The sequence below is a fragment of the Rhizobium sp. L43 genome (genome assembly GCF_002531725.1).
Taxonomy (GTDB): Bacteria; Pseudomonadota; Alphaproteobacteria; order Rhizobiales; family Rhizobiaceae; genus Rhizobium.
This window is the reverse complement of record NZ_NWSQ01000029.1, coordinates 46,937-73,719: the sequence shown is the minus strand read 5'-3', so window position 1 is coordinate 73,719 and position 26,783 is coordinate 46,937. Positions and strand designations below refer to the sequence as shown.

At 62.5% G+C, this 26,783-nt stretch carries 26 protein-coding genes and 1 pseudogene; 11 read left to right on the top strand and 16 right to left on the bottom strand.

The genetic code is table 11. The annotated features are described in order from the left end of the window. Positions 1-25: 25 nt before the first annotated feature. Positions 26-1,645 (bottom strand): MDR family MFS transporter, encoded by a 1,620-nt coding sequence (locus CO667_RS28230; RefSeq protein WP_097621538.1) that lies wholly within the window; start codon positions 1,643-1,645, stop codon positions 26-28. Between the two features lie 120 nt (positions 1,646-1,765). Further along, complete coding sequence (locus CO667_RS28225) at positions 1,766-3,052, bottom strand: HlyD family secretion protein (RefSeq protein WP_097621537.1); 1,287 nt, start codon at positions 3,050-3,052, stop codon at positions 1,766-1,768. A 138-nt stretch (positions 3,053-3,190) separates the two neighbouring features. Here CO667_RS28225 and CO667_RS28220 point away from each other — a divergent pair, with 138 nt between their 5' ends. Continuing rightward, on the top strand, positions 3,191-4,093 hold the full coding sequence (locus CO667_RS28220; protein WP_097621536.1) for a LysR family transcriptional regulator: 903 nt from the start codon (positions 3,191-3,193) through the stop codon (positions 4,091-4,093). Between the two features lie 337 nt (positions 4,094-4,430). Here CO667_RS28220 and CO667_RS28215 read toward each other — a convergent pair whose 3' ends face one another. Beyond that, entirely contained in the window at positions 4,431-5,318 is an 888-nt protein-coding gene (locus CO667_RS28215; protein WP_097621535.1) for a branched-chain amino acid aminotransferase, read from the bottom strand. Between the two features lie 246 nt (positions 5,319-5,564). Between CO667_RS28215 and CO667_RS28210 the strand changes: the two genes are divergently transcribed. Next, positions 5,565-6,608 (top strand): zinc-dependent alcohol dehydrogenase family protein, encoded by a 1,044-nt coding sequence (locus CO667_RS28210; protein ID WP_097621534.1) that lies wholly within the window; start codon positions 5,565-5,567, stop codon positions 6,606-6,608. A gap of 18 nt (positions 6,609-6,626) precedes the next feature. Here the strand turns inward: CO667_RS28210 and CO667_RS28205 are convergent. Beyond that, positions 6,627-7,434: pseudogene (locus CO667_RS28205) on the bottom strand (TIM barrel protein). A 415-nt stretch (positions 7,435-7,849) separates the two neighbouring features. On the opposite strand from CO667_RS28205, the gene CO667_RS28195 reads away from it, so the two are divergent. The 3 genes from CO667_RS28195 to tam all read left to right on the top strand — a co-directional run bounded on the left by CO667_RS28195 (position 7,850) and on the right by tam (position 11,123). After that, on the top strand, positions 7,850-8,317 hold the full coding sequence (locus CO667_RS28195) for a cupin domain-containing protein (protein ID WP_097621533.1): 468 nt from the start codon (positions 7,850-7,852) through the stop codon (positions 8,315-8,317). Between the two features lie 639 nt (positions 8,318-8,956). After that, on the top strand, positions 8,957-10,231 hold the full coding sequence (locus CO667_RS28190; RefSeq protein WP_097621532.1) for a hemolysin family protein: 1,275 nt from the start codon (positions 8,957-8,959) through the stop codon (positions 10,229-10,231). 121 nt (positions 10,232-10,352) lie between these two features. Then, positions 10,353-11,123: a trans-aconitate 2-methyltransferase gene (gene tam / locus CO667_RS28185; protein WP_097621531.1), complete on the top strand. Its 771-nt coding sequence runs from the start codon at positions 10,353-10,355 to the stop codon at positions 11,121-11,123. A gap of 138 nt (positions 11,124-11,261) precedes the next feature. Here tam and CO667_RS28180 read toward each other — a convergent pair whose 3' ends face one another. Next, positions 11,262-12,233 carry an IS110 family transposase gene (locus tag CO667_RS28180; RefSeq protein WP_097621530.1) on the bottom strand — a complete coding sequence of 324 codons (972 nt, stop codon included), beginning with the start codon at positions 12,231-12,233 and terminating at the stop codon, positions 11,262-11,264. Positions 12,234-12,527: 294 nt separating this feature from the next. Between CO667_RS28180 and zwf the strand changes: the two genes are divergently transcribed. Further along, the gene (zwf, locus tag CO667_RS28175) at positions 12,528-14,045 is read left to right on the top strand and encodes a glucose-6-phosphate dehydrogenase (RefSeq protein WP_097621562.1); all 1,518 of its coding nucleotides are present in this window, start codon (positions 12,528-12,530) and stop codon (positions 14,043-14,045) included. A 15-nt stretch (positions 14,046-14,060) separates the two neighbouring features. On the opposite strand, the gene CO667_RS28170 is transcribed toward zwf, so the two are convergent. The 3 genes from CO667_RS28170 to CO667_RS28160 form a co-directional block, all read right to left on the bottom strand. Beyond that, on the bottom strand, positions 14,061-14,384 hold the full coding sequence (locus CO667_RS28170; RefSeq protein WP_097621529.1) for a hypothetical protein: 324 nt from the start codon (positions 14,382-14,384) through the stop codon (positions 14,061-14,063). 131 nt (positions 14,385-14,515) lie between these two features. After that, positions 14,516-14,971, bottom strand: a complete 456-nt coding sequence (locus CO667_RS28165) for an NUDIX domain-containing protein (RefSeq protein WP_097621528.1) — start codon at positions 14,969-14,971, stop codon at positions 14,516-14,518. Between the two features lie 117 nt (positions 14,972-15,088). After that, positions 15,089-15,481, bottom strand: coding sequence for a hypothetical protein (locus CO667_RS28160; RefSeq protein WP_097621527.1), 393 nt, complete (start codon positions 15,479-15,481; stop codon positions 15,089-15,091). A 222-nt stretch (positions 15,482-15,703) separates the two neighbouring features. Between CO667_RS28160 and CO667_RS28155 the strand changes: the two genes are divergently transcribed. The 3 genes from CO667_RS28155 to CO667_RS28130 all read left to right on the top strand — a co-directional run bounded on the left by CO667_RS28155 (position 15,704) and on the right by CO667_RS28130 (position 21,219). Then, complete coding sequence (locus CO667_RS28155; RefSeq protein ID WP_097621526.1) at positions 15,704-17,263, top strand: helicase HerA-like C-terminal domain-containing protein; 1,560 nt, start codon at positions 15,704-15,706, stop codon at positions 17,261-17,263. A gap of 368 nt (positions 17,264-17,631) precedes the next feature. After that, positions 17,632-19,227 (top strand): ABC-F family ATP-binding cassette domain-containing protein, encoded by a 1,596-nt coding sequence (locus tag CO667_RS28140; RefSeq protein ID WP_097621524.1) that lies wholly within the window; start codon positions 17,632-17,634, stop codon positions 19,225-19,227. A 471-nt stretch (positions 19,228-19,698) separates the two neighbouring features. After that, positions 19,699-21,219: an ABC-F family ATP-binding cassette domain-containing protein gene (locus tag CO667_RS28130; RefSeq protein ID WP_097621522.1), complete on the top strand. Its 1,521-nt coding sequence runs from the start codon at positions 19,699-19,701 to the stop codon at positions 21,217-21,219. Between the two features lie 233 nt (positions 21,220-21,452). On the opposite strand, the gene CO667_RS28125 is transcribed toward CO667_RS28130, so the two are convergent. The 3 genes from CO667_RS28125 to CO667_RS28115 form a co-directional block, all read right to left on the bottom strand. Next, positions 21,453-22,232 (bottom strand): VOC family protein, encoded by a 780-nt coding sequence (locus CO667_RS28125; protein ID WP_097621521.1) that lies wholly within the window; start codon positions 22,230-22,232, stop codon positions 21,453-21,455. 76 nt (positions 22,233-22,308) lie between these two features. Continuing rightward, entirely contained in the window at positions 22,309-22,776 is a 468-nt protein-coding gene (locus tag CO667_RS28120; RefSeq protein ID WP_097621520.1) for a DUF1579 domain-containing protein, read from the bottom strand. 40 nt (positions 22,777-22,816) lie between these two features. Continuing rightward, the gene (locus tag CO667_RS28115) at positions 22,817-23,545 is read right to left on the bottom strand and encodes a thioredoxin family protein (RefSeq protein WP_097621519.1); all 729 of its coding nucleotides are present in this window, start codon (positions 23,543-23,545) and stop codon (positions 22,817-22,819) included. Between the two features lie 68 nt (positions 23,546-23,613). Here CO667_RS28115 and CO667_RS28110 point away from each other — a divergent pair, with 68 nt between their 5' ends. Then, on the top strand, positions 23,614-24,108 hold the full coding sequence (locus CO667_RS28110; RefSeq protein WP_097621518.1) for a MarR family winged helix-turn-helix transcriptional regulator: 495 nt from the start codon (positions 23,614-23,616) through the stop codon (positions 24,106-24,108). Positions 24,109-24,397: 289 nt separating this feature from the next. Here CO667_RS28110 and CO667_RS28105 read toward each other — a convergent pair whose 3' ends face one another. Beyond that, positions 24,398-24,820, bottom strand: coding sequence for an organic hydroperoxide resistance protein (locus tag CO667_RS28105; RefSeq protein ID WP_097621517.1), 423 nt, complete (start codon positions 24,818-24,820; stop codon positions 24,398-24,400). Between the two features lie 125 nt (positions 24,821-24,945). Here CO667_RS28105 and CO667_RS28100 point away from each other — a divergent pair, with 125 nt between their 5' ends. Next, positions 24,946-25,431, top strand: coding sequence for a MarR family transcriptional regulator (locus CO667_RS28100; RefSeq protein WP_097621516.1), 486 nt, complete (start codon positions 24,946-24,948; stop codon positions 25,429-25,431). A 39-nt stretch (positions 25,432-25,470) separates the two neighbouring features. On the opposite strand, the gene CO667_RS28095 is transcribed toward CO667_RS28100, so the two are convergent. The 4 genes from CO667_RS28095 to CO667_RS28080 form a co-directional block, all read right to left on the bottom strand. Continuing rightward, positions 25,471-25,704: a hypothetical protein gene (locus CO667_RS28095; protein ID WP_097621515.1), complete on the bottom strand. Its 234-nt coding sequence runs from the start codon at positions 25,702-25,704 to the stop codon at positions 25,471-25,473. Between the two features lie 131 nt (positions 25,705-25,835). Further along, positions 25,836-26,072, bottom strand: coding sequence for a 30S ribosomal protein S21 (gene rpsU, locus CO667_RS28090; RefSeq protein ID WP_003569533.1), 237 nt, complete (start codon positions 26,070-26,072; stop codon positions 25,836-25,838). Positions 26,073-26,130: 58 nt separating this feature from the next. Then, positions 26,131-26,415 (bottom strand): cold-shock protein, encoded by a 285-nt coding sequence (locus CO667_RS28085; protein ID WP_097621514.1) that lies wholly within the window; start codon positions 26,413-26,415, stop codon positions 26,131-26,133. Positions 26,416-26,572: 157 nt separating this feature from the next. Next, positions 26,573-26,782 (bottom strand): cold-shock protein, encoded by a 210-nt coding sequence (locus tag CO667_RS28080; RefSeq protein ID WP_003546468.1) that lies wholly within the window; start codon positions 26,780-26,782, stop codon positions 26,573-26,575. Position 26,783 lies beyond the last annotated feature (1 nt).

Here is a 26,783-nt window from a genome sequence, read left to right as displayed (position 1 = left end):
TTTTCTCCTCTTGAGGCAGGCAGCGCTAGTGGGCGCCGCCGCCGGAGAGTTGACCGGGTTTTCTGAGAAGCAGGCTTGCCAGCAGGGCGACGACGAGGGCGACGCCGAGCAAGAAGAAGGTGTCGCTGAAGGCCATGATATTGGCCTGCTTGCGTATTTTGAGCGCGATGGCGACGACGGCCTTGTGGCTGGCGAGCGCCTGATCGCTGACGCCGTGGTTCATGAAGTAGGCCGTCAGCCTGGCGATGCGATCGCGGGTGGCTTCCTCGAAGACCGAGACCGAATGGGTCAGGATGTTCGAGTGGAACTGTTCGCGCTTCGACAGGAAGGTCTGCAGCGAGGCGATGCCGACGGCACCGCCGAGATTGCGCATCATGTTGAAGAGTGCCGAAGCCGAACCGGCATTCTCCTGCTCGATGCCTGATGTGGCGATTGCCGAGAGGGGCGTGAAGACCAGTGCCTGGCCGATGGCACGGACGATGTTCGGCCAGAAGAGCTGGTCGCTCGCATAATCGCCGGTCATGTGCACGTTCATGAAATTCGAGGCGGCGAAAAGGGCAAAGCCGACGACGATTAGCAGCCGCACGTCGAAACGCTTCATCAGGCGCGGCACCAGCGGGATCAGCAGCAATTGCGGGATGCCGGTCCAGGCGAGAACCATGCCGATCTGCTCGGAATTATAACCCTGGATGCGGGTCAGATAGATCGGCAGCACAAAGACCGAGCCGTAGAGCGCAATGCCGAGCAGGAAATTGGCGACGATGCCGAAGCCGAAGTTGCGGCGGACCAGCAGGCGGAGGTTCAGGAGCGGATGGGCAGTCTTCAGCTCGATGATCAGGAACAGCGTCAGCGAGACGGCGGCGATAACAGACAGGCGAAGGATGAAATCGGAGCCGAACCAGTCTTCCTTGTTGCCCTCTTCCAGCACCGTCTGCAGGGCTGCGAGGCCGATCGCCATGGTGATGATACCAGGCCAGTCGCCCTTGGCGAGCAGCTTCAGGTTCATCGGCGCGCGGTCGAGCGAGGCCCAGAGCAGGCCGACCATCAGTGCGCCGGGCACAAGGTTCACGTAGAAAATATATTCCCAGCCCCAGTTCTCGGTGAGGTAACCGCCGATCGTTGGGCCGATCGCCGGCGCGAAGGTGGCCGAAAGAGCAAAAAGGGCAAGACCGATCGGCTGCTTGGGCTTGGGCAGCAGGGTGATGATGATGGTGAAGGCCATCGGGATCAGCACGCCGCCGGAAAAGCCCTGGATGGCGCGCAGGATGATCATCTGCTGCAGATTGGCCGCGAAGGCGCAGGCAACAGAAAAGATCAGGAAGAGGATGGCGTTGGTGAGCAGGTAGTTGCGGAGCGAGAAGACGCGCGCCAGCCAGGCGCTCAAGGGGATGACGACGATCTCGGCGATCAGATAGGAGGTCGAAATCCAGCCGCCGTCATCGGTGCCGGCGCCGATCGCGCCCTGGATATCGGCAAGCGAGGCGTTGACGATCTGAATATTGAGGACGGCCATGAAGGCGCCGAGCGTCGAGCCGACAACGGCTGCCCACATGCGCAGCGGGCTCATCGCCGCAGGTGCCACGGGCGCTGCGGCGGCGGGGCGTGCCAGCGAATTGCCGTTTGCGGCGATCTGAAGAGTGGCCATGGCTTATCTCCTTCCAGCTCTCGCGGGAAACTTTCTCATGACGGGGTTCGGGTGATCATTCAGGGAATGATCGTGATCACTCAGGGAATGATCGGGATAATTCGGCAAACAAGGGAAGGATCATCCAGCGTGGCCGGATAATCCCTCTTCGACTGTTCCAGGGGCTTGGGCAGGCTTGGTTTGGGCAGCCTTGGTCTCGGCAGCTTGGGTCTGGGCAGCCATGGTGTCGATTTCGGGCTCGACCGACATGCCCGAGCGCAACAGGCCGCTCAGAGCCTCGTCGTCGATGACGATCTTGACCGGGATACGCTGGACGATCTTGGTGAAATTGCCGGTGGCATTGTCCGGCGGCAGCAGCGAGAATTCCAGGCCGCTTGCCGGCGAAACGCTGTCGACATGCCCCTTGATCCAGATATCGGGAAAGCTGTCGACCTTGATCTCGACCGACTGGCCGGGGCTGATATAGGTCAGCTGCGTTTCCTTGAAATTGGCGACGACATAGACCGCATGCAGCGGCACGACCGCCATGAGCTGCGTACCGGAGGTGACATACTGGCCGACCCGGATAGACCGGGCGCCGACCGTGCCGTCGACGGCGGCGACGATGTTTGTATAGGAGAGGTTGAGCTCTGCCTGCTGGGCGGCGGCGGCCGCACGGTCGCGCTGGGCAACCGTCTGTTCGCGCTCAGTCTGCAGCACCGGCACCTTATTCTGAGCCGTGACGAGGGCTGCCCGGTCACGCTCGACGGCGGCAGCGGCCTGGTCACGGGCCGACTGGGTCTGCTCGGCGCGAGACTGGGTGCCGGCGCCGTTGGTGATCAGGCGGGCCGAGCGGGCGGCATCGGACACGGCAAAGTCCAGCGATGCCTGCGAGGCATCGATCGTCGCCCTCGCCTGCTCGATCACCGATTGCTGCAGGGAGATCTGGGCGTCGATATTGGTGATGGCCGCTTCGGCCGCCTTCACATCGGCTCTGGCCTGCGACAGTGCGGCCTGGAAGTCGCGGTCGTCGATGCGGGCGAGAACCTGACCGGCCTTGACTGCGTCATTGTCGTTGACCAGCACCTGGCTGATATAGCCGGCGACCTTCGGGGCGACAGTGGTGTAATCGGCCTTCACATAGGCATCGTCGGTGGATTCGATGAAGCGGCCGACCGTCCAGTAGCGGTAGCCGAAATCGCCTGCGAAAGCGACACCGGCAAGCAGCGCGGCGGCAAGGGCGGCGCGCTTGACCATCCGACGGCCGGACTTTTTGGGCGCTTCGGCGACCGGGGCTTCGGCGACCGGCGCTTCGGAGACAGGCATGGGGGGCGCCTCGGCGGCGGGCGCCCTGGCGGCTTCCTCGGCCAGGATCTGCTCGGCCTGGCTGGCACTTTCGAAAACTTGCCTGTGGGGTAACTCGACCATCGTCATTCTCCTTCAGCGTTGGCCTCCTCTGTGAGAGGCCCTGTTCGATGAGACGGAAAATGCACCCTGACATTTATTTTGATAATCTGCTTAAATCGGGAAGGATCATCAACTCTCAGCGGATAATCCGAGGGCAATATGGATCGGCTGACAAGCCTCACAGTCTTTGGCCGGGTGGTGGAATGCGGCGGTTTTTCCGCGGCCGCGCGCCGGCTCAACATGTCCGTCACCATGGTCGGCAATCACGTGCAATCGCTGGAGGACCGGCTCGGCGTGCGACTGCTCAACCGCACGACGCGCAAGGTCAGCCTGACCGAAACCGGCAAATATTACTATGAGCGCTCTTTGCAGATCCTCGCCGAGCTGGAAGAAGCGGACCGGACGGCGGGCGCGCTAAGTTCGACGCCGCGCGGCACGTTGAAGGTCTATACCAGCAGCGCCATCGTGCGTTTCCTCTTGCCTGTCGTCAGCGAATATATGGAGCTCTATCCGTCGATCTCACTCGATTTCAGCGTCGGCGAGCGGATGGTCGACATGATCGAGGATGGCTACGATCTGGTGATGCGCACCGTACCGCCGCCGGATTCGTCGCTCGTCGCGCGCAAGCTGACGCCCTGGCGCCATATGCTCGTCTGCTCGCCAGCCTATTTCGAGAGCCATCCGATGCCGAAGACGCCGGCCGAGGTCGCCGATCACAATTGCCTGCAATATGCCTATTACCCCTATGGCGACGAATGGCGCTTCGAGGATGGCGAGGGCAACAAGGAGAGCGTCAAGATCAGCGGCAATGTCGTCTCCAACAGCGCCGAGATGCTGCGTTTCCTGACGCTGACCGGGCGGGGCATCTTCCTGGCGCCGAGTTTCGTGGTGTTCGACGACATCGCCGAAGGGCGGCTGGTGAAGATCATGCCGGACTACCGGCCGATCGAGTTCAACATCAACGCCGTCTATCCCAACCGCAGCCATCTGCCGACCAAGGTGCGGCTGTTCATCGATCTCCTGGCGGAGAGATTTGCGGAGCATCGGAAGTGGATGACGTGAGGGTGCGGGGGCCCGCTCTCGCATTTTTTTTCGAATGGGCTCGGGTGTGGCTGGCACCCCCCTCTGCCCTGCCGGGCATCTCCCCCACAAGGGGGGAGATCGGCAAGAAGCAATGCCTCGCCCTCAATTTACGATTCATGTGACGGCCAGTTGTTTAGGGAAGCCACCGCGCCCAGCCAATCTCCCTCCTTGTGGGGGAGATGCCCGGCAGGGCAGAGGGGGTGGATGCGGATCTCGATCCTGCCGGGGAGCGCGCCGGCCCTACGCTTGCGCTCCGGGCGTTCGCAGCTGCAATCGATTCGCTGGATCGATTGCTTCGGCTGCGCCGAACCGCTGCTCACTCCTCGCTCTCGCTCCTGCCGTGAGCCCAGTCCATGTAGAGATCCAGCGCCTTGCGGGTGACCGGGCCTTCCTGGAGATTGCGGTCGTCGAGGCGGATGACGCCGACGACTTTGGAGTAGTTGCCGGTGGTGAAGATTTCATCGGCGGCAAGGAAATCCTCGACGGAAAGGGTTGCTTCGACGACGTCGAAACCGGCCTTGCGCAGCAGGTCGATGACGCGGGCGCGGGTGATGCCGGCAAGGAAAGTGCGGTTGGCGGCCGGCGTCATCACCACGCCGTCGCGCACCAGGAAGACATTCGACGAGGCGGTCTCGACGACATTGCCGTTGAGGTCACGCACCAGCGCATTGTCGAAGCCGCGGCTGCGCGCCTCGGCGATCATCCGGCCGCTGTTCGGATAGAGCGAGCCGGTCTTCGCCTCGGTCATCGCGGTTTCCGGCGACGGGCGGCGATAGGGCGAGACGGTGAGCTTGGTGCCGCCATGGCCGCCCATCGGCGCCTCGAACAGGCAGAGCGCAAAGCGGGTCGATTCCGCATCGACGGACACGACGCTGCCGGGCGAGCCATGTTCACCCCAATACATCGGCTTGATGTAGATCGGCGTGGCGCCGTCGAATTTCGCAACGCCTTCCCAGGCGAGCGTCGCAATCTCCTCCGCCGTCTTTACCGGCTTCAAGCCTATCGCAAGTGCGGAGCGGTTGATGCGCTGGCAATGCAGGTCGAGATCGGGTGCGATGCCGTCGAACCAGCGGGCGCCGTCGAAGACCGTGGAGCCCAGCCACATGGCATGCGAGGTCGGCCCGATCAGCGGCGGATTGCCGGGGAGCCATTCCCCGTCGACATGAGTCCAGGTGGTTGAACGTGGTGATGTATCGACGGCCATGCTGCCCTCCCTGTAAAGCCGGCAAAGCAAAAACCTCCGCGGCAAGCCGGGTCAAGGACAAATCCTGCGCTGAAACATGGAAGCAAGAAAATGCCGGCGGACGGCGGCGGGCCGCAATATTCGTGCGCAGCGAGCCGGCCTTCAGCGATGGGTGCATCAGCAAAAATGATGGGATGGAATATTGGAATGGCTGGCTGCCACATGCGATGATGAGGGCAACGCCGATAGACAGTAAGGAAGACGCCGATGAAAGCCATGTTCTACGAAGCCTTCGAACAGGCGCCCGAAATTCGCACCCTGCCCGATCCGACGCCCACCGAGGACGGCGTCGTCATCGCGGTCGGCGCCAGCGGGCTCTGCCGCAGCGACTGGCATGGCTGGATGGGCCACGATCCGGATATCCGCCTGCCGCATGTGCCGGGACACGAGCTTGCCGGGCGGATCGTCGCCACCGGCCGCGGCGTGATGCGTTTCAAGGTCGGCGACCGGGTGACCGTGCCCTTCGTTTCCGGCTGCGGCCATTGCGCCGAGTGCCATTCCGGGAACCAGCAGGTCTGCTCCAACCAGTTCCAGCCGGGCTTTACCCATTGGGGATCCTTCGCCGAATATGTGGCGATCGATTATGCCGATACCAATCTGGTGCATCTGCCCGATACGATCGACGATGCGACGGCGGCCAGCCTCGGCTGCCGCTTCGCCACCTCGTTTCGCGCCGTCGCCGACCAGGCACGCACCGGGCCTGGCGAATGGATCGCCGTGCATGGCTGCGGCGGCGTCGGCCTGTCGGCGATCATGATCGCCACCGCCCTGGGCGCCAATGCGATCGGCATCGACATATCCGAGGAGAAACTCGCTTTCGCCAGGGAGTGCGGGGCGGTGGCGACGGTCAATGCGTCAGGCGTCGCCGACGTGGCGGAGGCGGTACGCGAGATCACCAAGGGCGGCGCGCATGTCTCGATCGACGCGCTCGGCCATCCCGCCACCTGCTTCAACTCGATCAAGAACCTGCGCCGGCGCGGGCGGCACGTTCAGGTCGGGCTGATGCTCGGCGAGCATGCGACACCGCAAATCCCGATGGCGCAGGTGATCGGCCACGAGCTCGAAATCTACGGCAGCCACGGCATGCAGGCCTGGCGTTACGACGCCATGCTGTCGATGCTTTCGGCCGGCAAGATCGCCCCGCAGAAGCTGATCGGACGCCGCGTCAGCCTTGAGGAGGCGGTGCCGGCGCTGATGGCGCTCGACAAGGCGGAGGCGACCGGGATCAGCGTGATTACGCGGTTTTCGTGAGAGGACATAACAACCGCCTTATTCCGCCACCCCGATCGAGGCGAGATAAGCGGCAGAGGCCGGGATCTTCGATTTGTCCTTGATCTCGATGATCAGGCGCGGGTTGCTGTCGAGCTTGGCGAGAGCCGCAAAGACGGCGTGCCAGTGGATCGAGCCTTCGCCGAGGCTCCAGTGGCGATCGGCATAGCCGTCGGCATCCTGCAGATGGACGTGCTGCAGGCGGTTGCCGGCGGCCTTGACGTAATAGTCGACCGGGGGAGCGCCGGTATAGCCATGGGCATAATGGGCGTGGCCGGTGTCGATCGAGACGGCGACGGCGGGCGAATGGAAGCTTTCGGCCAGCGCCACGCGGATATGCGGATCCTTATCTTCGATGTTTTCGAGGACCATGGTGCAGCCGATATCCTCGGCCCGCCTGGTGGCGTCGCGCAGCGTCAGATGCACGCGCTCGACCAGTTCCTCGCGGGCGCCGTCATTGTTGTCGAGGTTGTTGTAGGACCACGAGCTATAAGGGCTGTTGCGTCGCGCCGATGGCGGCGCAGACATCGAGGCCCTGCAACAGTCGCCTTGTGACGACGGCGCGGATATCGGGATCTTTCGAGGCGATGGTAAAACCCCAGAACGGGCCGTGAATGCCCAAGCGGCCGGTATGACCGTCGAGAAGCCTGCGCGCACGTTTGGCGAGCGGCGCCCAGTCGCCGTTCAAAACCTCGGCATCGGCGAAGCTCTGCAGTTCGAGATCGCGGGGCTTTTCGAACAGCCAGTCGCGGTGAAGCTCGACTTCATCGAGCGTCATGGCAGCGCCGACGACGGGAAGAGAAGACATGGATGCGCTCCATAAATTTGAATGATCAATGTGAAAATGGAAGAACGGTCAAGAACGGCCGCCGCGTTCTATGCGCCCCTTCTGTGTCGGCGGTATTACAGGCATGGAGCCGGAAACCCTCCGGCCTCCGTCATTTCTGCATAGCTGGTGCCGCATTATCGGGCCTTGCGAAAACGACGTTCCGTACAGATATCCGCACCGACAGCTCGTGATGCATAGGCGCGCGGACTGCACTGAACTCTCGGCAACGAAGCCGTTCGTTCATCGCTTCGGCGACCGAAACGCGCCGTGTTGCCGGCGTTCGGCGATGGTGATCCCGACAACAAGGCGGTTGTCAAAGCCGGCGTAGAGGTTTAACGGCTGCGCCCGCAAGAAAGGGCCTGCAAGAAAAAGCCCGTAAGAAGAAGAAAGAGACATGATGTCTAACTCATTTGTGAAAATGCATAGCAGCGATAAGGCAAAGCGCTTTTTCGTCCTCGGCGACCGGGTCGAGCGGCAGCTGCGGCTCCGCGGAACCTGGCTGAATATCTTCGACGTCACCGTACCACCCGGCAGCCGGACGCCGAAACATGCGCATGCGAGCCCTGAGGTGTTCCGCATCCTCGAGGGCAGCCTGACGATCTGGCGCCTGACCGATGGCGGCCCGGAAGAGATCGAGGCGAGGCCCGGCGACATCGTCACCATCGCGCCCTTCGTGGTGCACGGCTATGCCAACCGCGGCACCGTCCCCGCGGTGTTTTCCGCGGTCGTCGATCGGGAGATGGCCGAGTTCATCGAAGCGGAAGGCACGACCGAGCCACCGAAGGCCAGCCCTTCGGCTGAGACCATCGCCCGGATGACGGCGGCGGCCAATGCTTACGGGATCACCATCCTCGCGGCCTGACGGGGCAAGAGCGTGATGCCGAAATTTCGATCGGTTTCGGCGTCACGCAGAAATGCAAAAAATCTCCTAACATTCCGAACCAGAATGCGGCGTTGCCGCGATTGTCGAAACTGTCACATCAAGACGCTATACGGATTTTCGCCCGGCGCCTCTTGCGCCGGAAGCGTTTCACAGCCAAAATTGGCCCATGCCTGACAGCGACCCATCCAGTACAAGCTCCGCCCGCTCCAAGCGGGATCTCCCGGCCGAAGACGCTGGCGACGACTGTAGACGGTGCAATGACCTCGGCCTCGCCCTGGGCACATCAGGCTCCCGCAGAGAGCAGCCGCTTTCCACATCATCGAGAATGACGGGCGGCCGCACGCCGGCCCGCTACAGGCGACCTGTAACTTCCACTTCAGAGGAGCGGTTCGTCATGACGACGACCGCCTTTGATTGATGTTTTTCGACTGGATTTCGACCCTTCCGCATGGGCCGAGGGTTGCCACTCACCGAATTCTGAAAACGGGATGGAACCTACACTGATGTAACACGATGATAGAAAGACGACAGGTGATGCGTCTATAGTAGCGTCCCTTCGAATATCTCGCCGCGTCGCCTCATGGATGCGGCATGACAACCTCAACGAATAGGGTCCCTGTGTTTCTGGAAATTGGAATTGTGGCGTTTCTCACCATCCTGAATGGTGTGCTCGCCATGTCGGAGCTGGCCGTCGTGTCTTCTCGGCCAGCCCGCCTGAAGGTTCTCTCTGACAATGGCAGCAAGGGTGCAGCGCAAGCAATCAAACTTGCCGAACACCCCGGTCGCTTTCTCTCCACGGTGCAGATCGGCATCACGCTGGTCGGCGTTCTCTCCGGCGCTTTTTCGGGGGCCACGCTCGGGGGCCGCCTGAGCGGATGGCTGGAAGCCCAGGGGATGTCGTCGACGGCCGCCGATGCCGTTGGCGTCGGTTCGGTCGTCGTGGCAATCACCTACCTTTCGTTGATCATCGGCGAACTTGTTCCCAAGCAGATCGCATTGAGAGAACCCGAAGCGGTTGCGGCCAAGGTGGCGCCGGCTATGGCGGTGCTGTCAAAAATTGCGCTGCCCCTCGTCTGGCTTCTGAACGCCTCCGGAAATCTTGTCCTCAAGCTCCTCGGCCAAACGGGAAAAAGCGGCGACAATGTCTCCGACGAAGAAATCAAGACCGTTCTGGCCGAGGCGCAGTCGGCAGGCGTTATCGAAAGCGAAGAGTCGGCGATGATCTCAGGTGTGATGCGGCTGGCCGACCGCACCGCCCGCGCGCTGATGACGCCCCGCCGAGACGTCGAAATCATTGATATCGACGACAGCCTCGATGAAATCCGCACCCAGTTGCACCGGACGAAACGGTCTCGGCTGCCCGTTCGCAAAGGCAGCTCGGACGAGGTGATCGGCATCCTTCCGGTCAAGGACTTCTACGATTCGATGTCCGAACACGGCAGCGCCGATATCAAGGCTCTGACGCAGGACGTTCCTGTGGTTTCCGACCTCTCAACCGCCATCAATGTGATTGAAGCGATCCGGAAATCACCGGTTCACATGGTGCTGGTTTTCGACGAGTACGGCCATTTCGAGGGGATTGTTTCATCAGGCGACATTCTGGAAGCGATCATGGGGGCGCTCCAGGAGGGACCTGTCGACGAACAGGCCATCGCGCGCCGAGACGACGGTTCGTACCTGGTGTCCGGCTGGACGCCGATCGACGAGTTCGCCGAATTCTTGAACCTCAAGCTCGAAGGCGACCTCGAATATCAGACCGTGGCCGGCCTGGTGCTGGAAGAGTTGAAACATCTGCCGGAACTGGGCGAGAGCTTTACGAGAGATGGATGGCGCTTCGAAGTCATCGATCTCGACGGCAGGCGCGTGGACAAAATACTCGTGTCTGCGGCGTGACGGGCGGGATGCTTTTGTTTCCGATAACGTCGGCTGCGAGATCGTCAGGCTCGACGGCCGCAACATCGACAAGATCCGCCTCCACCACATGGGATGTGGGCTGACAGCAGGAGTGAACGCCATGGCATGGTCTGCCAGCCAATATGTGAAATTCGAGGATGAACGCACACGACCGGCCCGTGATCTTCTGGCGCAAGTGCCGCTGCAAAGCATCCGCCGCGCCGTCGACCTCGGCTGCGGGCCGGGCAATTCGACCGAACTCATCATCGAGCGTTATGGGGCCGAAGGCGTCTCCGGCCTCGACAGCGACACGAACATGCTGGCGGCGGCGCGCAAACGGCTTCCGGGCACTGATTTCGTCGAGGCCGATCTCGGCAGCTGGCAGCCGGCGGAACCCGCCGACCTGCTCTTTGCCAATGCCGTCTTCCAATGGCTGCCCGACCATCTCGACATTTTCGACCGGCTGATGGACGGACTGTCCGAAGGCGGCGTGCTCGCCGTGCAGATGCCCGACAATCTCGGCGAACCCTCGCATCTGGCAATGGAGGAGACCGCGCATGCCGGTCCGTGGAGGACTGCTTTCGAAGGAAAGAGCGTGCGCCGCCGGAGGCTGCCTGCGCCATCCGCCTATTACTCCAGGCTGATCGCCAAAGCCTCGCGCGTCGATATCTGGCACACCATCTACAATCACCCGATGGCGGATGCGGCTGCTATCGTCGAATGGGTGAAGGGAACCGGGCTGATGCCCTATCTCGCCCAGGCCGGCGAGGAGTATCGCGAGGCGTTTCTGGCGGATTATCTCAAGCGGGTGGAGCAGGCCTATCCGAGGATGTCGGATGGGCGGGTGCTGTTGAGGTTTCCGAGGATTTTCATGGTGGCGGTGAAGGGGTAGTCGGCTGCTGCCGGTATGTCCGGTTCGCGCCAGGACGTGCCCTGCGAGAGGCTGGCGGGGAACGGAGAGGGCGTGGCAGCTCCTCTTCTCCCCTCGGGGAGAAGGTGGCGGCAGCCGGATGAGAATCTGTGTTGGTTGTCAAGGCGGATTTGGGGTCCAGAGGGGATCGTGAGCTAGGAGGCAGTTTGCCAAGACGAGCAGCTTGCGCATGATGGCGACAAGGATGACCTTGGCTGGTTTTCCTGCGGCTTTGAGCGTGTCTGCGAAACGAGCAAGGGCGGGATTGTATCGACAGGCCGACAAGGCGGCCATGTAGAGCGCGCGCCGGGGTGCTGGCCTGCCGGCGCGGATGGAGCGACGTCCGGTTCGGGCACCGCTGTCGTTAGCGATTGGGGCAAGCCCTGCCAGCATGGCGGCTTGCTTGCCCGAACATGTCCCCAACTCGTCCATGCCGGCCATCAAGGCCAGGGCCGTGACGCGGCCGATGCCGGGAATGGAGGTGAGGATCTCGGCCTTGCGGCAGAGCTGCGGATCCTCGCCGACACATCGTTCGATCTCTTTGTCGAGACGTTCGACATGCTGTTCCAGCCGACGCACAAGGCGGTTGAGTTCGCTGCGCAGAAGGGCGGTGGTGGCCGTCTTGCTGCGGTTCTGCAGGGCGGTGATGTCGCATTTGGCGGCCGATCGTGCATTGACCAGCTCCTGCAAGGCCTCGATGTGAGGACTTGGCGGCGCGCTGGCCGGCGGGCGCAGGCTCTCGGCCAGGAGCGCCAGGAAACGGGCATCGAGACGGTCGGTCTTGGCGAGATAGCCGCAGGCGCGGGCAAACATGCGCGCACGCAGCGGATCGATCACGGCGATGGCAAAGCCATCGAGCCAAAGCGAGCGATGGGCGGGGCGATGAAACTTGCCGGTTGCCTCCATCACGATGCTTTTGGGCCGATGGTTGGCCAGCAGCCGTTTCAGCTGGCGGATGCCGGTCTTGTCATTGCTAAACCGCCGGCTTTCGCCCAGCGGATGCAAATGAACATCGAGCCACTCTTTACTCACGTCTACACCGGCATAAACTACCGGCATCGCGTCTTCTTGGAACGAAACCTTGCCTTGCATGCGGGACTTGCTCCCCATCATCTGTTCAGGACAAACGCGAGGACGGCCGGACCAATCTCATCCCCGGTTCAAGCCAAGGGGCCTGCGGTCCCGGCCGTCCGCACTCCGGCGGATGGCCATCCGCCGGAGTGCGCACCGATCATCTAACAATCAGCGCGAATTGAACATGCAAGGGGCTTTTGTGGCCCTAGACGCCTGCCCCAGACAATGTCAAATGCCTGTTATCCCACACCGCCTATGTTGCGGCGAAACCGGCACGCATTATAGTCGGGCCGGAAAATCATGGGAAACGACATCATGGCCACCCCTACTCCGCCCGTCACCCTCGTCATCTTCGGCGCCACGGGAGACCTCACGCGCCGCCTGCTGGTGCCGGCGATCATCAATCTGACGCGGAGCCGCCTCGTCGGCGAGGATCTCCACATTCTTGGCATCGGCATCGAGCCGGGTGACGACGAGTTTCTGCGCGGGCGGCTCGACCAATTCCTCGACCATCTGAGCGGCGAAGAGCCGACGGTGAAGGACGAGGCCTGGGAGAGCCTGCGCCGGCGTATTTCCTATACATCGGGCGATTTCACCAAGGACGATATTTTCGTCGAGATCGGCAGACGGCTGGGACCGAATGCCAATGCCGCCTTCTATCTCGCTGTGCCGCCATCCTTCTTCGGCACGATCGTCGAGAAGCTCGCAGCCCATGGCCTGACCGATGAAAAGGACGGGGTCTTCCGCCGCGTCGCCATCGAAAAACCGTTCGGCACCGATCTCGCCTCGGCGCAGGCGCTGAATGCACAGATCCTCGCCCAGATCGGGGAAAGCCAAGTTTACCGGCTCGACCATTTTCTCGGCAAAGAGACGGTGCAGAACCTGATGACCGCGCGTTTCGCCAACATGATCATCGAGTCCTTGTGGAACAGCCGCTACATCGACCATGTGCAGATCACCGCCGCCGAGATCGTCGATGTCGGCAGCCGCGGCAAATTCTACGATGCGACAGGCGCGCTGCGCGACATGGTGCCGAACCATCTCTTCCAACTGCTGGCGATGATCGCCATGGAACCGCCAAACAGCTTCGACGCCGAAGCGATCCGCAACGAGAAGAGCAAGGTGCTGAAGGCGCTGCGCATCTATACGCCCGAAGAGGCGAAGACGCACGGTGTGCGCGGCGCCTATACGGCAGGCCCGCTCAATGGCGCCCAGCTTCCGGCCTATCGCGACAGTAAGGATGTTTCGCCCGAGAGCAGGACCGAGACCTATGTGGCGCTGAAGCTCTATGCCGATACCTGGCGCTGGGCCGGTGTGCCCTTCTATTTGAGAACCGGCAAGGCGCTGACGGCGCGCGACACCGAGATCGTCATCACTTTCCAGCCCGTGCCCTTCGCGCAGTTTCGCGAGACCGAGGTCAACCGCCGCCTGCCGCCGAACCGGCTGGTGATCCAGGTGCAGCCGGACGAGGGCATGAGCATGGAAATCTCGATCAAATCGCCGGGGCTTTCGGTCGACACCACGCCGGTCTCTCTCGACTTCCGCTATGCCGACAAATTCGATATCGGCAAGACCACGGGTTATGAATCGCTGCTCTACGATCTCTTCATCGGCGACCAGACGCTGTTCCAGCGCGCCGACGGCATCGAGGCCGGCTGGGCGGCGGTTCAGCCCTTCCTCGATATCTGGGCGAAGGACCAGAGCGTGCCTGACGCCTACGCGCCGGGCAGCATGGGGCCAGCCTCAGCCGACGAACTCATCGGGCGCGACGGGCGGCGGTGGCATGAACTCGGCGTCATCCTGCACCACGACAAGAAGGACGGCAAATAGCGCCCTCCCCTGATCCTATTGGTTTCCCTGGTCACGGCATGCAGGGCTGACCGAGGCGCCGCTATTGCCGCCTTCCGTAGCAAGGGCTCCGCGCGCCTTGCGCGGCGGGCAACGCGCCCAATCGACGGGACCGCTCAACGGTTCTTTGTCGATGCTGCCGGTTTCGATCGAGTCGAGCGGGATGATCAGTCCGCTTTGCGTCTCGGCTCCAGGCGCAGTGCCGAGCGGCGGCGTGCCGTCGATCCGGCCGCTGGCATCCATGCCCATGTTCGACTGGGCAAGAACCGGGCCGGAGAGGCTAAGGAGAGCGATCGAGATTGCTGCAATAAACCTGCGCATGATGCTATTCCTTCTGGTTTCAGCGATGCTGATAGAAACAGCAATTCGACCTCTCTTGTTCCGCGGGGAGCGGGCACGGACGATCAAAGTTTGGCGATCACCTCCGCCCTGCAAAGCAGGCGATCTCGGGCTCAATCGCGCCAGCGCGACAGCAGCTTGTCGAGACCTGACGGATAGAGATCGATGCCGGCCTCACGCAGCCTGTCGCGGCCGAACCAGCGCGCCGTCGCCGCCGTCTCGTCGAGTTCGGAATAGCGGATTTCGTCGCGCTCATAGAGGCTTTCATCGGCCAGCTCGATATCGGCGGCGAAGATATATTCGTGACCGGTCGCGCCGTGATGGTCGTAGATGTTTTCCAGCAGATGCCAGGGGCCGACGATGCGGATCGCCGTCTCGAGTTCCTCCTGGAATTCGCGGTACAGAGCCTGCTCGCGGCTCTCGCCGAATTCGATCGCACCGCCGAGCGGGCGAACACCCTTGATACGGCCGCTGTCATCCTCCACTTCCGCGGCGAGCAGTTGGTCTTTCCGCCAAGCGAGGCCGATGACCTTCACTCTGATCTGCTGCGATGGGCGCCAGACGGTCATAGGCTCTCCTTTCATCCCTTGAGCTGGCAGGGGCAGCGTTTGCACTTCACCCCGACTGCCGCCAGGACAAATATGCGGAGCCCCGCAACGAAGCGAGGCTCCTACGGATCAATCGTCTCAGACGAACTGGCTGAGGCCGGGGACGGAAGCGACGACCTCGTCGACAACTTCCTCGCCGGCATATTGCTTGGCGATGGCGATGGTTTCCTTGGCGAGTGAGGTGATCTCGCCCATGCCGAGGCCTTCGCCCATCAGCTGCTGGCCGAGCCCCATGATGCCGCCGCCGCCGAGCGAGTTCATCAGCCCGCCGAGCAGACCGCCGCCGCCGGCACCGGCGCCGTTGAACTGGGCGACGAGATCGGCGCCGCCGGGGATCGCTTCGATCATCTTGGCGACCGGGCCATCGGCGGCCTCGCGCTGCAGGAAGCCGAGCATCATGCCGAGCGCCTTTTCGGCCAAATCAGGCGCAATCCCCACACGATCGGCGATCTGGGTCACAATTTCATTCATCGTCAGCCTCCTGTTATTTTGACGTTAACGTCAACGTTATTCGAAATTCCACGGCAACTCAAGCCGGCCCTCCCCGGGCGGCCCATTGTCCGGTTTGGCTTTTAATGCAAACAGTTGTCCGCATGCGCCTGCCTGCTTATAACAGGGAAACGATGGTTCGATGAAGGCTGGGATGCCAAGCCTTCTCAACAAATGGCGGCAGCGCCGAAGGGAGCATTGCGGATGATCGAGGATGGCAAGATTTTCATCGGCGCGAGCCGCAATCCCGATGACAGCATCAACAAGCCGGAATATCTCGACCTGAAATTCGGCAATCGCCACGGCCTCGTCACCGGCGCTACCGGCACCGGCAAGACGGTGACGCTGCAGGTGCTGGCCGAGGGCTTCTCTCGGGCCGGTGTTCCCGTCTTTGCGGCCGATATCAAGGGGGACCTTTCCGGCATCGCCGCCAAGGGTGAACCCAAGGATTTTCTCACCAAGCGGGCCGAGCAGATCGGCTTTGCCGACTATGAATTCGACCAGTTTCCGGTGATCTTCTGGGATCTGTTCGGCGAGAAGGGCCACCGGGTGCGCACCACCATCGCCGAGATGGGACCGCTGCTGCTCGCCCGCCTGATGGATGCCTCCGAACCGCAGGAAGGCGTCATCAACATCGCCTTCAAGATCGCCGACCAGGGCGGGCTGCCGTTGCTCGACCTCAAGGATTTCAGCTCGTTGCTGAACTATATGGGCGAGAATGCCAGCCAACTTTCCAACCAGTACGGGCTGATCTCCAAGGCTTCGGTCGGCTCGATCCAGCGGGCGCTGCTCGTTCTCGAACAGCAAGGTGCCGAGCACTTCTTCGGCGAACCGGCGCTGAAGATCACCGACATCATGCGCACAAGCAATAATGGCTACGGCCAGATCTCGGTGCTGGCCGCCGACAAGCTGATGATGAACCCTCGGCTTTACGCCACTTTCCTGCTCTGGCTGCTCTCGGAACTCTTCGAGGAACTGCCCGAGGTGGGCGATCCCGAAAAGCCGAAGCTCGTTTTCTTCTTCGACGAGGCGCATCTGCTCTTCAACGACGCGCCAAGGGTGCTGACCGAACGTGTCGAGCAGGTGGTGCGGCTGATCCGTTCCAAGGGCGTCGGCGTCTATTTCGTGACGCAGAACCCGCTCGACGTGCCGGAAACGGTGCTCGCCCAGCTCGGCAACCGGGCACAGCATGCGCTGCGCGCCTATTCGCCGCGCGAACAGAAGGCGGTGAGGACGGCGGCCGATACCTTCCGTGCGAATCCGGCCTTCGATTGCGCCACCGTCATCACCAATCTCGGCACCGGCGAGGCACTGGTCTCGACGCTGGAAGCCAAGGGCGCACCGTCGATCGTCGAGCGCACGCTGATCCGCCCGCCATCCGGCCGCGTGGGCCCGGTGACGGATGACGAGCGTCGGCAGATCATGGACAGGAGCCCGGTTCTCGGCGTCTATGACGAGGATGTCGACCGCGAATCCGCCTTCGAGCTGCTGGCGGCGCGGGCGAAGAAAGCGGCGGATGCCGAGGCCGCCAAGCGGGCGCAGGAAGAAGCGCCTCAGCAGGGCAGCACGACCTCCGGCTGGTCCCTTCCGGGCTTCGGCGGCAGCAATGACGATAATCAGGGCCGCGACCAATCACGCGGCCGGGCTTCCGGCTACCAGCGCGAAACCGTGGTGGAAGCGGCGATGAAGAGCGTGGCGCGCACGGTGGCGACGCAAGTCGGCCGGGCGCTGGTGCGTGGGATATTGGGGAGCCTGAAGCGGTAGGGCTGAGTGTCTTCTCCGCTTTAGGCATATCGTCAGTGGCGCGTCGTGCAGCCCCTCATCCGCCTGCCGGCACCTTCTCCCCGCTCGCGGGGCGAAGGGGACAAGCCGCGACCTCTCCGTTCCCCACCAACCTCTCGCAGGGCACGTCCCCTCTCCCCGTTTTTACGGGGAGAGGGTTAGGGTGAGGGGCAATCTCAGGATGAAGCCCGCTGAGAAAAACGGGGCGGAAAGTCGGCTCTTTTGCTTGAACCTTCAGCCTTTACTCCCTAAATTATCTGCCATCGACCATTTCAACAGGATGTGCGCCGCAATGGATTTCAACCCGATCGCAACGCCAGTTCGCCTTGCCAACGGGGAAATCCATATCCATGCCTGCATCCATCACTCTCTCCCAGATTTCATGGGCCGCGCCTGACGGGCGGTCGCTTTTTTCCAATCTCGACCTCAGTTTCGGGACGGAGCGGACCGGCCTTGTCGGGCGCAACGGTGTCGGCAAGACGACGTTGCTGAAGCTCGTCTCCGGGGATATCCAGCCGCATTCGGGGACGATATCCGTCAGCGGCAGCCTCGGCGTGTTGCGGCAGAGCGTTCAGGTGGCGCCCGATGAAACGGTCGCCGATCTCTTCGGCGTCACCGATGCGCTCGCCGTTCTGCATCGTGCCGAAGCCGGCGAGGCAACGGCCGACGAACTGGCAACGGCAGACTGGATGCTGGAGGCGCGCGTCGCCGCAGCGCTCAATCGCACTGGGCTCGATGCAGAGCCACAGACGCCGCTTGCGGCACTCTCCGGCGGGCAGCGCACGCGCGCCGGGCTGGCGGCGCTCATCTTTACCGAACCGGATTTCCTGCTGCTCGACGAACCCACAAACAATCTCGACCGCGAGGGCCGCGAGGCTGTGATCGGCCTGATTTCAGGCTGGCGGGCCGGCGCCATCATCGTCAGCCATGACCGCGAATTGCTCGAAAGCGTCGATGCGATCGTCGAACTGACCTCGCTCAGCGCCACCCGCTATGGCGGCAATTGGAGCCATTATCGCGAGCGCAAGGCGCTCGAGCTCGCGGCAGCCCGGCATGATCTCGACGATGCCGAAAAACGTATGGCCGAGGTTGCAAGGAAGGCGCAGGCGACGGTGGAGCGGCAGGCGCACAGGGACAGCACCGGGCGGAAGATGGCCGCCAAGGGCGGCATCCCGCGCATCATGCTCGGCGGCATGAAGGAGCGGAGCGAAACCACCGGCGGCGACAATGCCCGGCTTGCCGACCGCCGACGTGCCCAGGCACTGGAAGAGGCAAAGGCGGCACGCGAGAAGATCGAGATCCTGCAACCCTTGTCGGTCACCCTGCCGCCGACCGGGCTGCCTGCCAGCAAGATCGTGCTGAAGATGGATGGTGTCACAGCGGGCTACCAGCCGGGTGATCCCGTCATCCGCGATCTCTCCGTCGACGTGACGGGACCGGAACGCGTCGCCGTCACCGGCCGCAACGGCTCGGGCAAGACGACCTTGCTGGCACTTATTACCGGCGAGCTGAAACCCTGGGCCGGCACGGTCGGCGTCATGACCGGTTTTGCGATGCTCGATCAGAAAGTCAGTCTTCTCGATCCGTCGGCCTCGATCCGCGACAATTTCCGCCGGATCAACCCGCAAGCCGACGAAAACACCTGCCGGGCCGCCCTTGCCCGCTTTATGTTCAGGGCCGATGCTGCGCTGCAGACCGTATCGACGCTCAGCGGCGGCCAATTGCTGCGCGCCGGCCTTGCCTGCGTCCTGGGCTCCGCACCGCCGCCGCTTTTGATCCTCGACGAGCCGACCAACCATCTCGACATCGACTCGATATCAGCGGTCGAGGCCGGGCTGCGCGCCTATGACGGGGCGCTGCTGGTCGTCAGCCATGATGAGACATTTCTCGAGAGCATTGGGATCACGCGGCGGCTGGAGCTGGCTGATGGTGGGCTGAATGGGTAAATCAGGAGTTGGGAGCAACTGAACCGCTGGTTTGGCCCCACCATCCACGCGGCGTCCATCAGCGGCGGGCATAGATCCTCGGCTCAGGGCCGAGGAGGACGGAGGGTGGGGTGACCGTTCCTGCCAACTCAACAGCCGGCGTGGCGACTGGCTATCGGCGTGCTTGCGGCTCCCTTGCCTCTTTCTGCAGGCAATGGTATTTCAACGCTGCAACCCTTTCGAGAAAGGAGGATCACGCAATGCAATATTATTTCCGGCATCATCGCCAGCGTGGTCCCGTCAACGCCCTGCAAATGCGTTTGCAGGGCTGACCAGAGACCGTTTCCCGACATCTCTTCCTGGTCTGCCCTTCGTGGCCAATGCGGCGCCGTAGACAGCGCGCATTTTTCTCAATTCCCGGGCCGGATACGCGCAACTCCGTGATGGCTGAACGCCCCGGATCGCGTCCCCGGTCAAGACCAGAGAACGATCATGACACTCATCAATATCCGCAATCTCGGCGTGACGCTGGGCAATCGGCTGTTTTCCAAGCTCAATCTCGTCGTCAATACAGGCGACCGCATCGGCCTCGTCGCCGCCAACGGGCGGGGGAAATCGACGCTGCTTGCCTGCATCACCGGCGCGCTGGAGCCGAGCGAGGGCGAGATCACCAGGGCGCGCGGGCTGACCGTCGGCCATGTCGCGCAGAATGTGCCGCCTGCTCTTTTCGACACGCCGTTCTACGATGCGGTACTGCAGGCGCTGCCGGCCGATCAGGCCGAAAGCGAGAGCTGGCGCGTCGATGTGGTGCTGGAGTCGCTCGAAGTGCAGGAGGTCATGCGCAGCCGGCCGCTGAGGCAATTGAGCGGCGGCTGGCAGCGGCTTGCCATGCTGGCCCGCACCTGGGTGAGCGAGCCCGACGTGCTCTTGCTCGACGAGCCGACCAACCATCTCGATCTCGAAAAGATCGCCCAGCTGGAGGGCTGGCTGAATGCGCTGCCGCGCGACGTGCCGGTTATTCTCTCCAGCCATGACCGCACTTTCCTCGACGCGACGACCAATCGGACGCTGTTCCTGCGGCCGGAGTTATCGCCGGTCTTCTCCCTACCATACACACGAGCGCGCGCCGCCCTCGACGAGGCCGACGCCTCAGAAGCCCGGCGCTACGAGCGCGATATGAAGGTGGCGGAGCAATTGCGCAAGCAGGCGGCGAAGCTCAACAATATCGGCATCAATTCCGGCAGCGACCTGCTCGTCGTCAAGACCAAGCAGCTCAAGCAGCGGGCAGAGAAGCTCGAGGATGCGGCAAAACCAGCGCATCTGGAGCGTTCGGCCGGCGCCATCCGGCTCGCCAATCGCGGCACGCATGCCAAGGTGCTGCTGACGCTCACGGATGCGGCGGTGACGACGCCGGATGGGACGCTGTTGTTCAAGACCGGCCGGCAGTTCATCTGCCAGGGCGACCGTATCGTCCTCCTCGGCCTCAACGGCGCCGGCAAGTCGCGGTTGGTGTCGATGCTGAAACAGGCGATCGAAAGACCGGATGCTGCGCGCGAAGATATCAAGGCGACCCCGTCGCTGGTGCTCGGCTATGGCGACCAGGCGCTTGCCGATCTCAGCGACACCGACACACCGATCGGCACGATCATCCGCCGCTTCGATGTCGGCGACCAGCGCGCCCGCGCCTTGCTGGCCGGCGCCGGCATGACGATCGACATGCAGGCAAAACCGATCGGCCAGCTTTCCGGCGGCCAGAAAGCGCGGCTCGGCATGCTGGTGCTGCGGCTGACGGAGCCGAATTTCTATCTGCTCGACGAACCGACCAACCATCTCGACATCGAGGGACAGGAAGCGCTGGAGAGCGAGCTGATGGCGCACGAGGCGAGCTGCCTGCTGGTATCGCACGACCGCAGTTTCGTGCGGGCTGTGGGAAACCGGTTCTGGCTGATCGAGAAGAAGCGGCTGGTGGAGGTGGAGAGCCCGGAAGGGTTCTTTGCTTCGGTTGAGGTGTGAATGGGTGGTGCGATCCGGAGTGTGACTGTTGTTGGCCGAGTGCCGTGCAGCCCCCTCATCCGCCCTACGGGCACCGCCGGGGTCGAGCCACCGGTCTCGACCCGTCCTTTGGACACCCGCTGGGGAGAAGAGGGAGTCGAGACGCTGCGGCAAATCCCTTCGCCCCAGCGGGGAGAAGGTGGCGGCAGCCGGATGAGGGGGCCTCACGGCACACCGCCACGATGCGTCTAAGCCTACCGCTTCGGCGCCACCAGGCAGAAGAAGGCGCCTTGTGGGTCCGTCGCCTGGATGATCCAGCTGCCGCCGGGGACTTCCATCGGGCCGTGGACGACCTTGCCGCCACCTGAGGTGACGCGTTCGATCGCGGCGTCGATCGCCGGCACGATGAAATAATAGCACCAGAAGGGCATCGGCATATTTTCCGGTTTGGTCATCATGCCGCCGATCTGCCGGCCATTGTGAGCGAAGAGGTAGTAGACGCCCATCGGACCCATGTCCATTTCGCTGTCCTTCGTCCAGCCGAACAGGTTGGAATAGAAGGAGACAGCGTCTTTGCCGTTGCCGGCGTAGAGTTCGCGCCAGCCGATATTGCCGGGGGCGTCGAAGGCCAGTTCCGGCATGGGCTTCTCCATCGGCGCCGGCGTCATGATGCAGAGCACCGCGCCGCCCGGATCGGCGACGACGGCGAAGCGGCCGATGGTCGGGATGTCTTCCGGCGGACGGCGGATCGTACCGCCATTGGCGGCAAAATCCTTGGCCGACTGATCGACGTCGTCGACGTCGACATAACCCGTCCAGTTCGGTGGAATGCCCTTACCCTCGAGTTCGGCCGGAAATTCCATCAGGCCGGCGACGCCGATGCCGTTCGCCTCGAAGATCGTATAGGGCGGCATGCCCTCCATCTTCATTTCTGAGGTCGTCCAGCCGACGACCGAGCTGTAGAATTTCGCGGCTGCAGCTGTGTCGGGGGTCATCAACTCGCACCAGATGAACTTTCCATGCGTCTCGGACATCATACTCTCCCTTTTTCGACGCCCTTTTCCCGAGGCCTCTCTTTCGAAACCCCTTTAAGGTTGAGCGCCGCGATTGTCAGATCTTGCGGGCGTAATGTGCTTCCATGAACTGCTTCCAGGAACCGTCGGGCTGCTTGGCGCTTGAGATGAAGGTGCGGTGATCGGCGTCGGCGAAGGCGATCTGCTCGCGGTAATCGGCAAGCCCCTCGCCGTTGAAGTCCGGCCCTGTCGTGTAGAGGTCCAGCACGTTGCCGGATGCATCGAGCTCGCCCTCATAGACCCACATATAGTCCATCATGCTGCCGATCCAGCTGCCGACATATTTGGCTTTTGCGGCGTTGTAGCCGAGCGTCAGGATGCTGGTCGCCTGCTTGCCATCCGGCATGCGGCCGGTGCCTTCGGCGACGAACCAGATGCCGTGCAGCGAGCGCACGGTCTCCGTCCAGTCCTCGCCACCGGACATTTCGGGTGCACTGACGGTCCAGTCGCCGACCAGCCTTTCCAGAAAAGAATGTTCCTTCAGCACTTCTGCGGTCTTCATCATCCTTCTCCCTTGAGTGATGGCGGCCTGGAATTGCTCCAGTTTAGTGACAGCAGGATGGCGCCTTTTGAGCCTCCTCATATTCGTCATGGCGGCGCACGAAATTCATCGTGCTGTCCTCGTTGCGGCCCTTCGGCGCCCGATCGAGGATCATCAGGGTGCCGATCAGTTCCTCCGGCCCGCGGGCATAACTCGAATAGGTATGGAAGACCTCGCCCTTGTCGTTGCGGTAGAAAGCGCTGAGGCCCGGCAGTTCGTCATTGGCATCCTCAGGCGGCATAGGGGTGAAATTGTAGAAGACCTTGTCTTTGGCAAGGTCTTCCGGGCTGAAAGAGACGTGATAATCGAAATTGAAATCGCTGCCGAAGGAAGAGACCCAGGGAAATTGCCAGCCCATGCGCCTTTTATAGGCGGCGATCTTGTCGAGCGGCGCGCGCGAGACGGCGACCCAGGTGACGTCATGATGGTTGAGATGCGGCAGAGCGCCGTCGACATGGTCGGACAGGAAGGAGCAGCCGGGGCAGCCGGCATCCCAATCGGGACCCAGCATGAAATGATAGATCAGCAGCTGGCTGCGGCCGTCGAAGAGATCGGCGAGCGACTTCTTTCCCTCCGGCGTATCGAAGACATAGTCCTCGTCGACCCTCACCCAGGGCAGCGCCAGGCGCGCGGCGTTGACGCTGTCGCGCAGCCGCGTCGCCTCCTTTTCCTTCAGCAGGAGGGCGCGGCGGGCCTCCAGCCATTGCTCACGGGAAACAACTTCATTCTGCATGGAATGCGCCCTCCTCCGGCACGCTCCTTCTCCTTGACTAAATACATTGATATCAATAGAAATGAAGCATGTCAAATTCGATCGAGATTCCCTTTTCCACGACGCTGATGGTGCGCGACACCTGCCTCTGCCTGCATGTGCAGCGGGCGGCGCGGGCGCTCGCCCGGCTGTTCGACGATGCGCTGAGGCCGGCCGGGCTGACCAACGGGCAGTTTTCGCTGATGATGTCGCTGAACCGGCCGGAGCCGCCGCCGATGGGACCGGTCGCCGCCCTGCTCGCCATGGACCAGACGACGCTGACGGCGGCGCTGAAGCCGCTGCAGCGCAAGGGCTGGGTTGATGTGATGGAGAACCCGAAAGACCGGCGCCGCCGGCTGCTGAGCCTGACTGTGGAAGGCAAGGCCGCGCTGGCAAAGGCGCTGCCGATCTGGGAAGCGACGCATGCGGCCCTCGACGCCACGCTGCCGGACGGCGATGCCACGCGGCTGCGGCAGGATCTGCAGGCATTGTCGGGGATGTCGGGTGAAACGCCGAAGCCGGGCGGATCGCCGGTCCCGTCATAGTGAACGGACAATGGGCGAATAGGGCGAGCCGGACAGCCTCTGGGATCTTTCGAGAAATCACCCCACTGCTGCCGTCAGGCTTGTGCGTGGATGCTCGGGTCAAGCCCGAGCACGACGGAGATTGGGGAGGAGCATCGGCAGGAACCGTGACGCCCCTTGCTCCGTCGTCCTCGGGCTTGACCCGAGGACCCATGCGGAGAGCACTGCGCTTCATGTAGGCAATGAGAAAAGCGACGGCAGCCAAGCGAGGCCGGAAGTCCCTCTCCCGCATCCTTGCTGAACGCTTGGATCAGGCAACCGTGACCGGAACTTCGGTCGAGGTGCGCATGGCGTGGCTGTAGGGGCAGACGATGTGGGCTGCGGCGGCGAGCTTTTCGGCAGTTTCTCGGTCGAGACCGGGGATATCGACCGTCAGCGCCACTTCGATGCCGAAGCCGGTGCCATCTTCACGCGGGCCGATGCCAACCTTGGCGGAGACCGTCGTGTCTTCGGGAATCTTGACCTTCTGCTGGCCCGCGACAAATTTCAGGGCACCGAGGAAGCAGGCGGAGTAGCCGGCAGCGAAGAGCTGTTCGGGATTGGTGCCGGTGGCGCCGTCGCCGCCGAGTTCCTTGGGAACGGTCAGCGTCACGTCCAGAACGCCGTTTTCAGAAACGGCGCGGCCTGCGCGGCCGCCGGTGGCAGAGGCTTTGGTCGCATAGAGAATAGGCATGACGATCTCCTTTGGTTGGCCCTTCGATCGGGTTGGATTTTTGATATCGCACAATTAAATTGTACGCAAGTTAATTTTGCAAATTGCATTTCGAATGCGAAAAGAGGACAATCGGTGCCTCAGGGATGGTGGATATGAAAGCGCAAACGGTAAAGACCATGGAGATACCGCAGGAGGAAAAACGGCTGGAAAAGCAGTTGTGCTTCGCGGTCTATGCGACGGCGCACGCGTTCACCCGCGCCTACAAGCCGATCCTCGACAGGGTCGGCCTGACCTATCCGCAATATCTGGTAATGCTGGTGCTGTGGGAACGCGGCGAACTGCCGGTGAAGACGATCGGCGAGCAGCTGGATCTCGATTCCGGCACGCTGTCGCCACTGTTGAAACGGCTGGAGCAGAGCGGGTTAATCAAGCGCATCCGCGACCTGCGCGACGAACGGCAGGTGATCGTGTCGCTGACCCCTGGGGGTGAGGCGATGAAGGGCGAGATCGATACGATCATGACGGCGATCGGTCAGGCCGCCGGCTGCACGCTTGAGGAAATGGCTTCGATGCGCGACATGCTGCATCGGCTGCGGGGCAATCTCGGGCGCACCGGCACGGGCGGCTGAATGTATTCACCCGGTCAGCCTAAATAGCGGCACCGAGGATCAGGGCCGTCCCGCAGCGGGCTTCGCCGGCGACCGGCGCTTCTTGGCAGGCGCTGCCTTGGGTTCGGCTTCGGCCTCCTGCTGCAGGCGCAGGGCCTTCAGCTTTTCCGTCTTCTTGTCACGGGCCGACGCCTCGGCGGCGATGATGGCGCGCGCCGTGTGATCGGTTGCTTCGGCCTTGTCGCGCGACGAAAGCTTGGCGGGATTGAAGAATTCTCCCTTGGTGGCGGTCATGTGCCCCTTTCTCGGGTGATGGCGCGCTGGAGCCGTGGCTCCGCGGTTGACGCCGCGATTCCACAGCTGGAACCGTGATATCACAACTGGCGCCGTGATGCACGGCGGGCGCCGTGCTCACGGGCTAAGGACTAGCGGGCGCGGAGAACCTTCTTCGGCGCCGGCAGCAGGCCTTCGCGCTGCAGCTTCTTGCGGGCGAGCTTGCGCTGGCGGCGAATGGCCTCGGCCTTTTCGCGGGCGCGCTTCTCGGACGGTTTTTCAAAGGCGCTGCGCGCCTTCATTTCCCGGAACAGGCCTTCCCGCTGCATCTTCTTCTTGAGCACGCGGAGCGCCTGATCGACATTGTTATCCCTGACGAGAACCTGCAAAACGATATCCTTCCTGTCGGCGGCGAAGCCGCGCTGTCAATAATGAAAAACGGCGGGACTACTTGCCCGTCCGGATGCTCGAAAACTTCAGCCAGGGCTCGGCGCTGTCGGCCTTGGCTGCCGCCTCGGGAGAAATCCTGGATGGCGTTTCCCCGGTATCGATGTCGGCCTCAGTGATGCGGCGTTCGAAATTCTCCGCGTCGAACTGGACGCGATATTGCACATGCCCGTGGTCGTTCGGCAAGATGCTGGAGATCCGGCACCGCTTTTCGGCTTTCGCCGTGCGGGTAAGGCCGGATTTCAGCACGATCATGTCGCCGACTTTATAGTTTGGCCTGCCCATTTCAGCGTCCCTTCAACCCTTCGGCTGCTCAATTTGTCAATCAGAACGATCGGCAGAACGACCGGCGCTCAAAGCAAAAAGGCCGGGCTGGTTACCCGACCTCTTCCAGTCACTCAGCCATTTCGCTGCCGGTACGGCAGCACGGACGAATGACAAATCATGCGGCCTGAAGGTTGTCGGCCGAATTCTTGCCCGACTTCTTGTCGCGGACGAGATCGTAGCGGATCTTCTGACCTTCAACGAGTTCGCGCATGCCGGCGCGTTCGACCGCTGAAATGTGGACAAAAACGTCCGTAGAACCATCATCGGGCTGAATAAAGCCAAAACCCTTGGTGCCATTGAACCACTTGACGACGCCTGAATTCATA

Bases quoted from the DNA above. Each gene is read 5' to 3' on its own strand.
- CO667_RS28230 (WP_097621538.1), bottom strand. From the start codon at position 1,645: ATGGCCACTCTTCAGATCGCCGCAAACGGCAATTCGCTGGCACGCCCC.
- CO667_RS28225 (WP_097621537.1), bottom strand. From the start codon at position 3,052: ATGGTCGAGTTACCCCACAGGCAAGTTTTCGAAAGTGCCAGCCAGGCC.
- CO667_RS28220 (WP_097621536.1), top strand. From the start codon at position 3,191: ATGGATCGGCTGACAAGCCTCACAGTCTTTGGCCGGGTGGTGGAATGC.
- CO667_RS28215 (WP_097621535.1), bottom strand. From the start codon at position 5,318: ATGGCCGTCGATACATCACCACGTTCAACCACCTGGACTCATGTCGAC.
- CO667_RS28210 (WP_097621534.1), top strand. From the start codon at position 5,565: ATGAAAGCCATGTTCTACGAAGCCTTCGAACAGGCGCCCGAAATTCGC.
- CO667_RS28195 (WP_097621533.1), top strand. From the start codon at position 7,850: ATGATGTCTAACTCATTTGTGAAAATGCATAGCAGCGATAAGGCAAAG.
- tam (WP_097621531.1), top strand. From the start codon at position 10,353: ATGGCATGGTCTGCCAGCCAATATGTGAAATTCGAGGATGAACGCACA.
- CO667_RS28180 (WP_097621530.1), bottom strand. From the start codon at position 12,233: ATGCAAGGCAAGGTTTCGTTCCAAGAAGACGCGATGCCGGTAGTTTAT.
- CO667_RS28170 (WP_097621529.1), bottom strand. From the start codon at position 14,384: ATGCGCAGGTTTATTGCAGCAATCTCGATCGCTCTCCTTAGCCTCTCC.
- CO667_RS28165 (WP_097621528.1), bottom strand. From the start codon at position 14,971: ATGACCGTCTGGCGCCCATCGCAGCAGATCAGAGTGAAGGTCATCGGC.
- CO667_RS28160 (WP_097621527.1), bottom strand. From the start codon at position 15,481: ATGAATGAAATTGTGACCCAGATCGCCGATCGTGTGGGGATTGCGCCT.
- CO667_RS28155 (WP_097621526.1), top strand. From the start codon at position 15,704: ATGATCGAGGATGGCAAGATTTTCATCGGCGCGAGCCGCAATCCCGAT.
- CO667_RS28140 (WP_097621524.1), top strand. From the start codon at position 17,632: ATGCCTGCATCCATCACTCTCTCCCAGATTTCATGGGCCGCGCCTGAC.
- CO667_RS28130 (WP_097621522.1), top strand. From the start codon at position 19,699: ATGACACTCATCAATATCCGCAATCTCGGCGTGACGCTGGGCAATCGG.
- CO667_RS28125 (WP_097621521.1), bottom strand. From the start codon at position 22,232: ATGTCCGAGACGCATGGAAAGTTCATCTGGTGCGAGTTGATGACCCCC.
- CO667_RS28120 (WP_097621520.1), bottom strand. From the start codon at position 22,776: ATGATGAAGACCGCAGAAGTGCTGAAGGAACATTCTTTTCTGGAAAGG.
- CO667_RS28115 (WP_097621519.1), bottom strand. From the start codon at position 23,545: ATGCAGAATGAAGTTGTTTCCCGTGAGCAATGGCTGGAGGCCCGCCGC.
- CO667_RS28110 (WP_097621518.1), top strand. From the start codon at position 23,614: ATGTCAAATTCGATCGAGATTCCCTTTTCCACGACGCTGATGGTGCGC.
- CO667_RS28105 (WP_097621517.1), bottom strand. From the start codon at position 24,820: ATGCCTATTCTCTATGCGACCAAAGCCTCTGCCACCGGCGGCCGCGCA.
- CO667_RS28100 (WP_097621516.1), top strand. From the start codon at position 24,946: ATGGTGGATATGAAAGCGCAAACGGTAAAGACCATGGAGATACCGCAG.
- CO667_RS28095 (WP_097621515.1), bottom strand. From the start codon at position 25,704: ATGACCGCCACCAAGGGAGAATTCTTCAATCCCGCCAAGCTTTCGTCG.
- CO667_RS28085 (WP_097621514.1), bottom strand. From the start codon at position 26,415: ATGGGCAGGCCAAACTATAAAGTCGGCGACATGATCGTGCTGAAATCC.
- CO667_RS28080 (WP_003546468.1), bottom strand. From the start codon at position 26,782: ATGAATTCAGGCGTCGTCAAGTGGTTCAATGGCACCAAGGGTTTTGGC.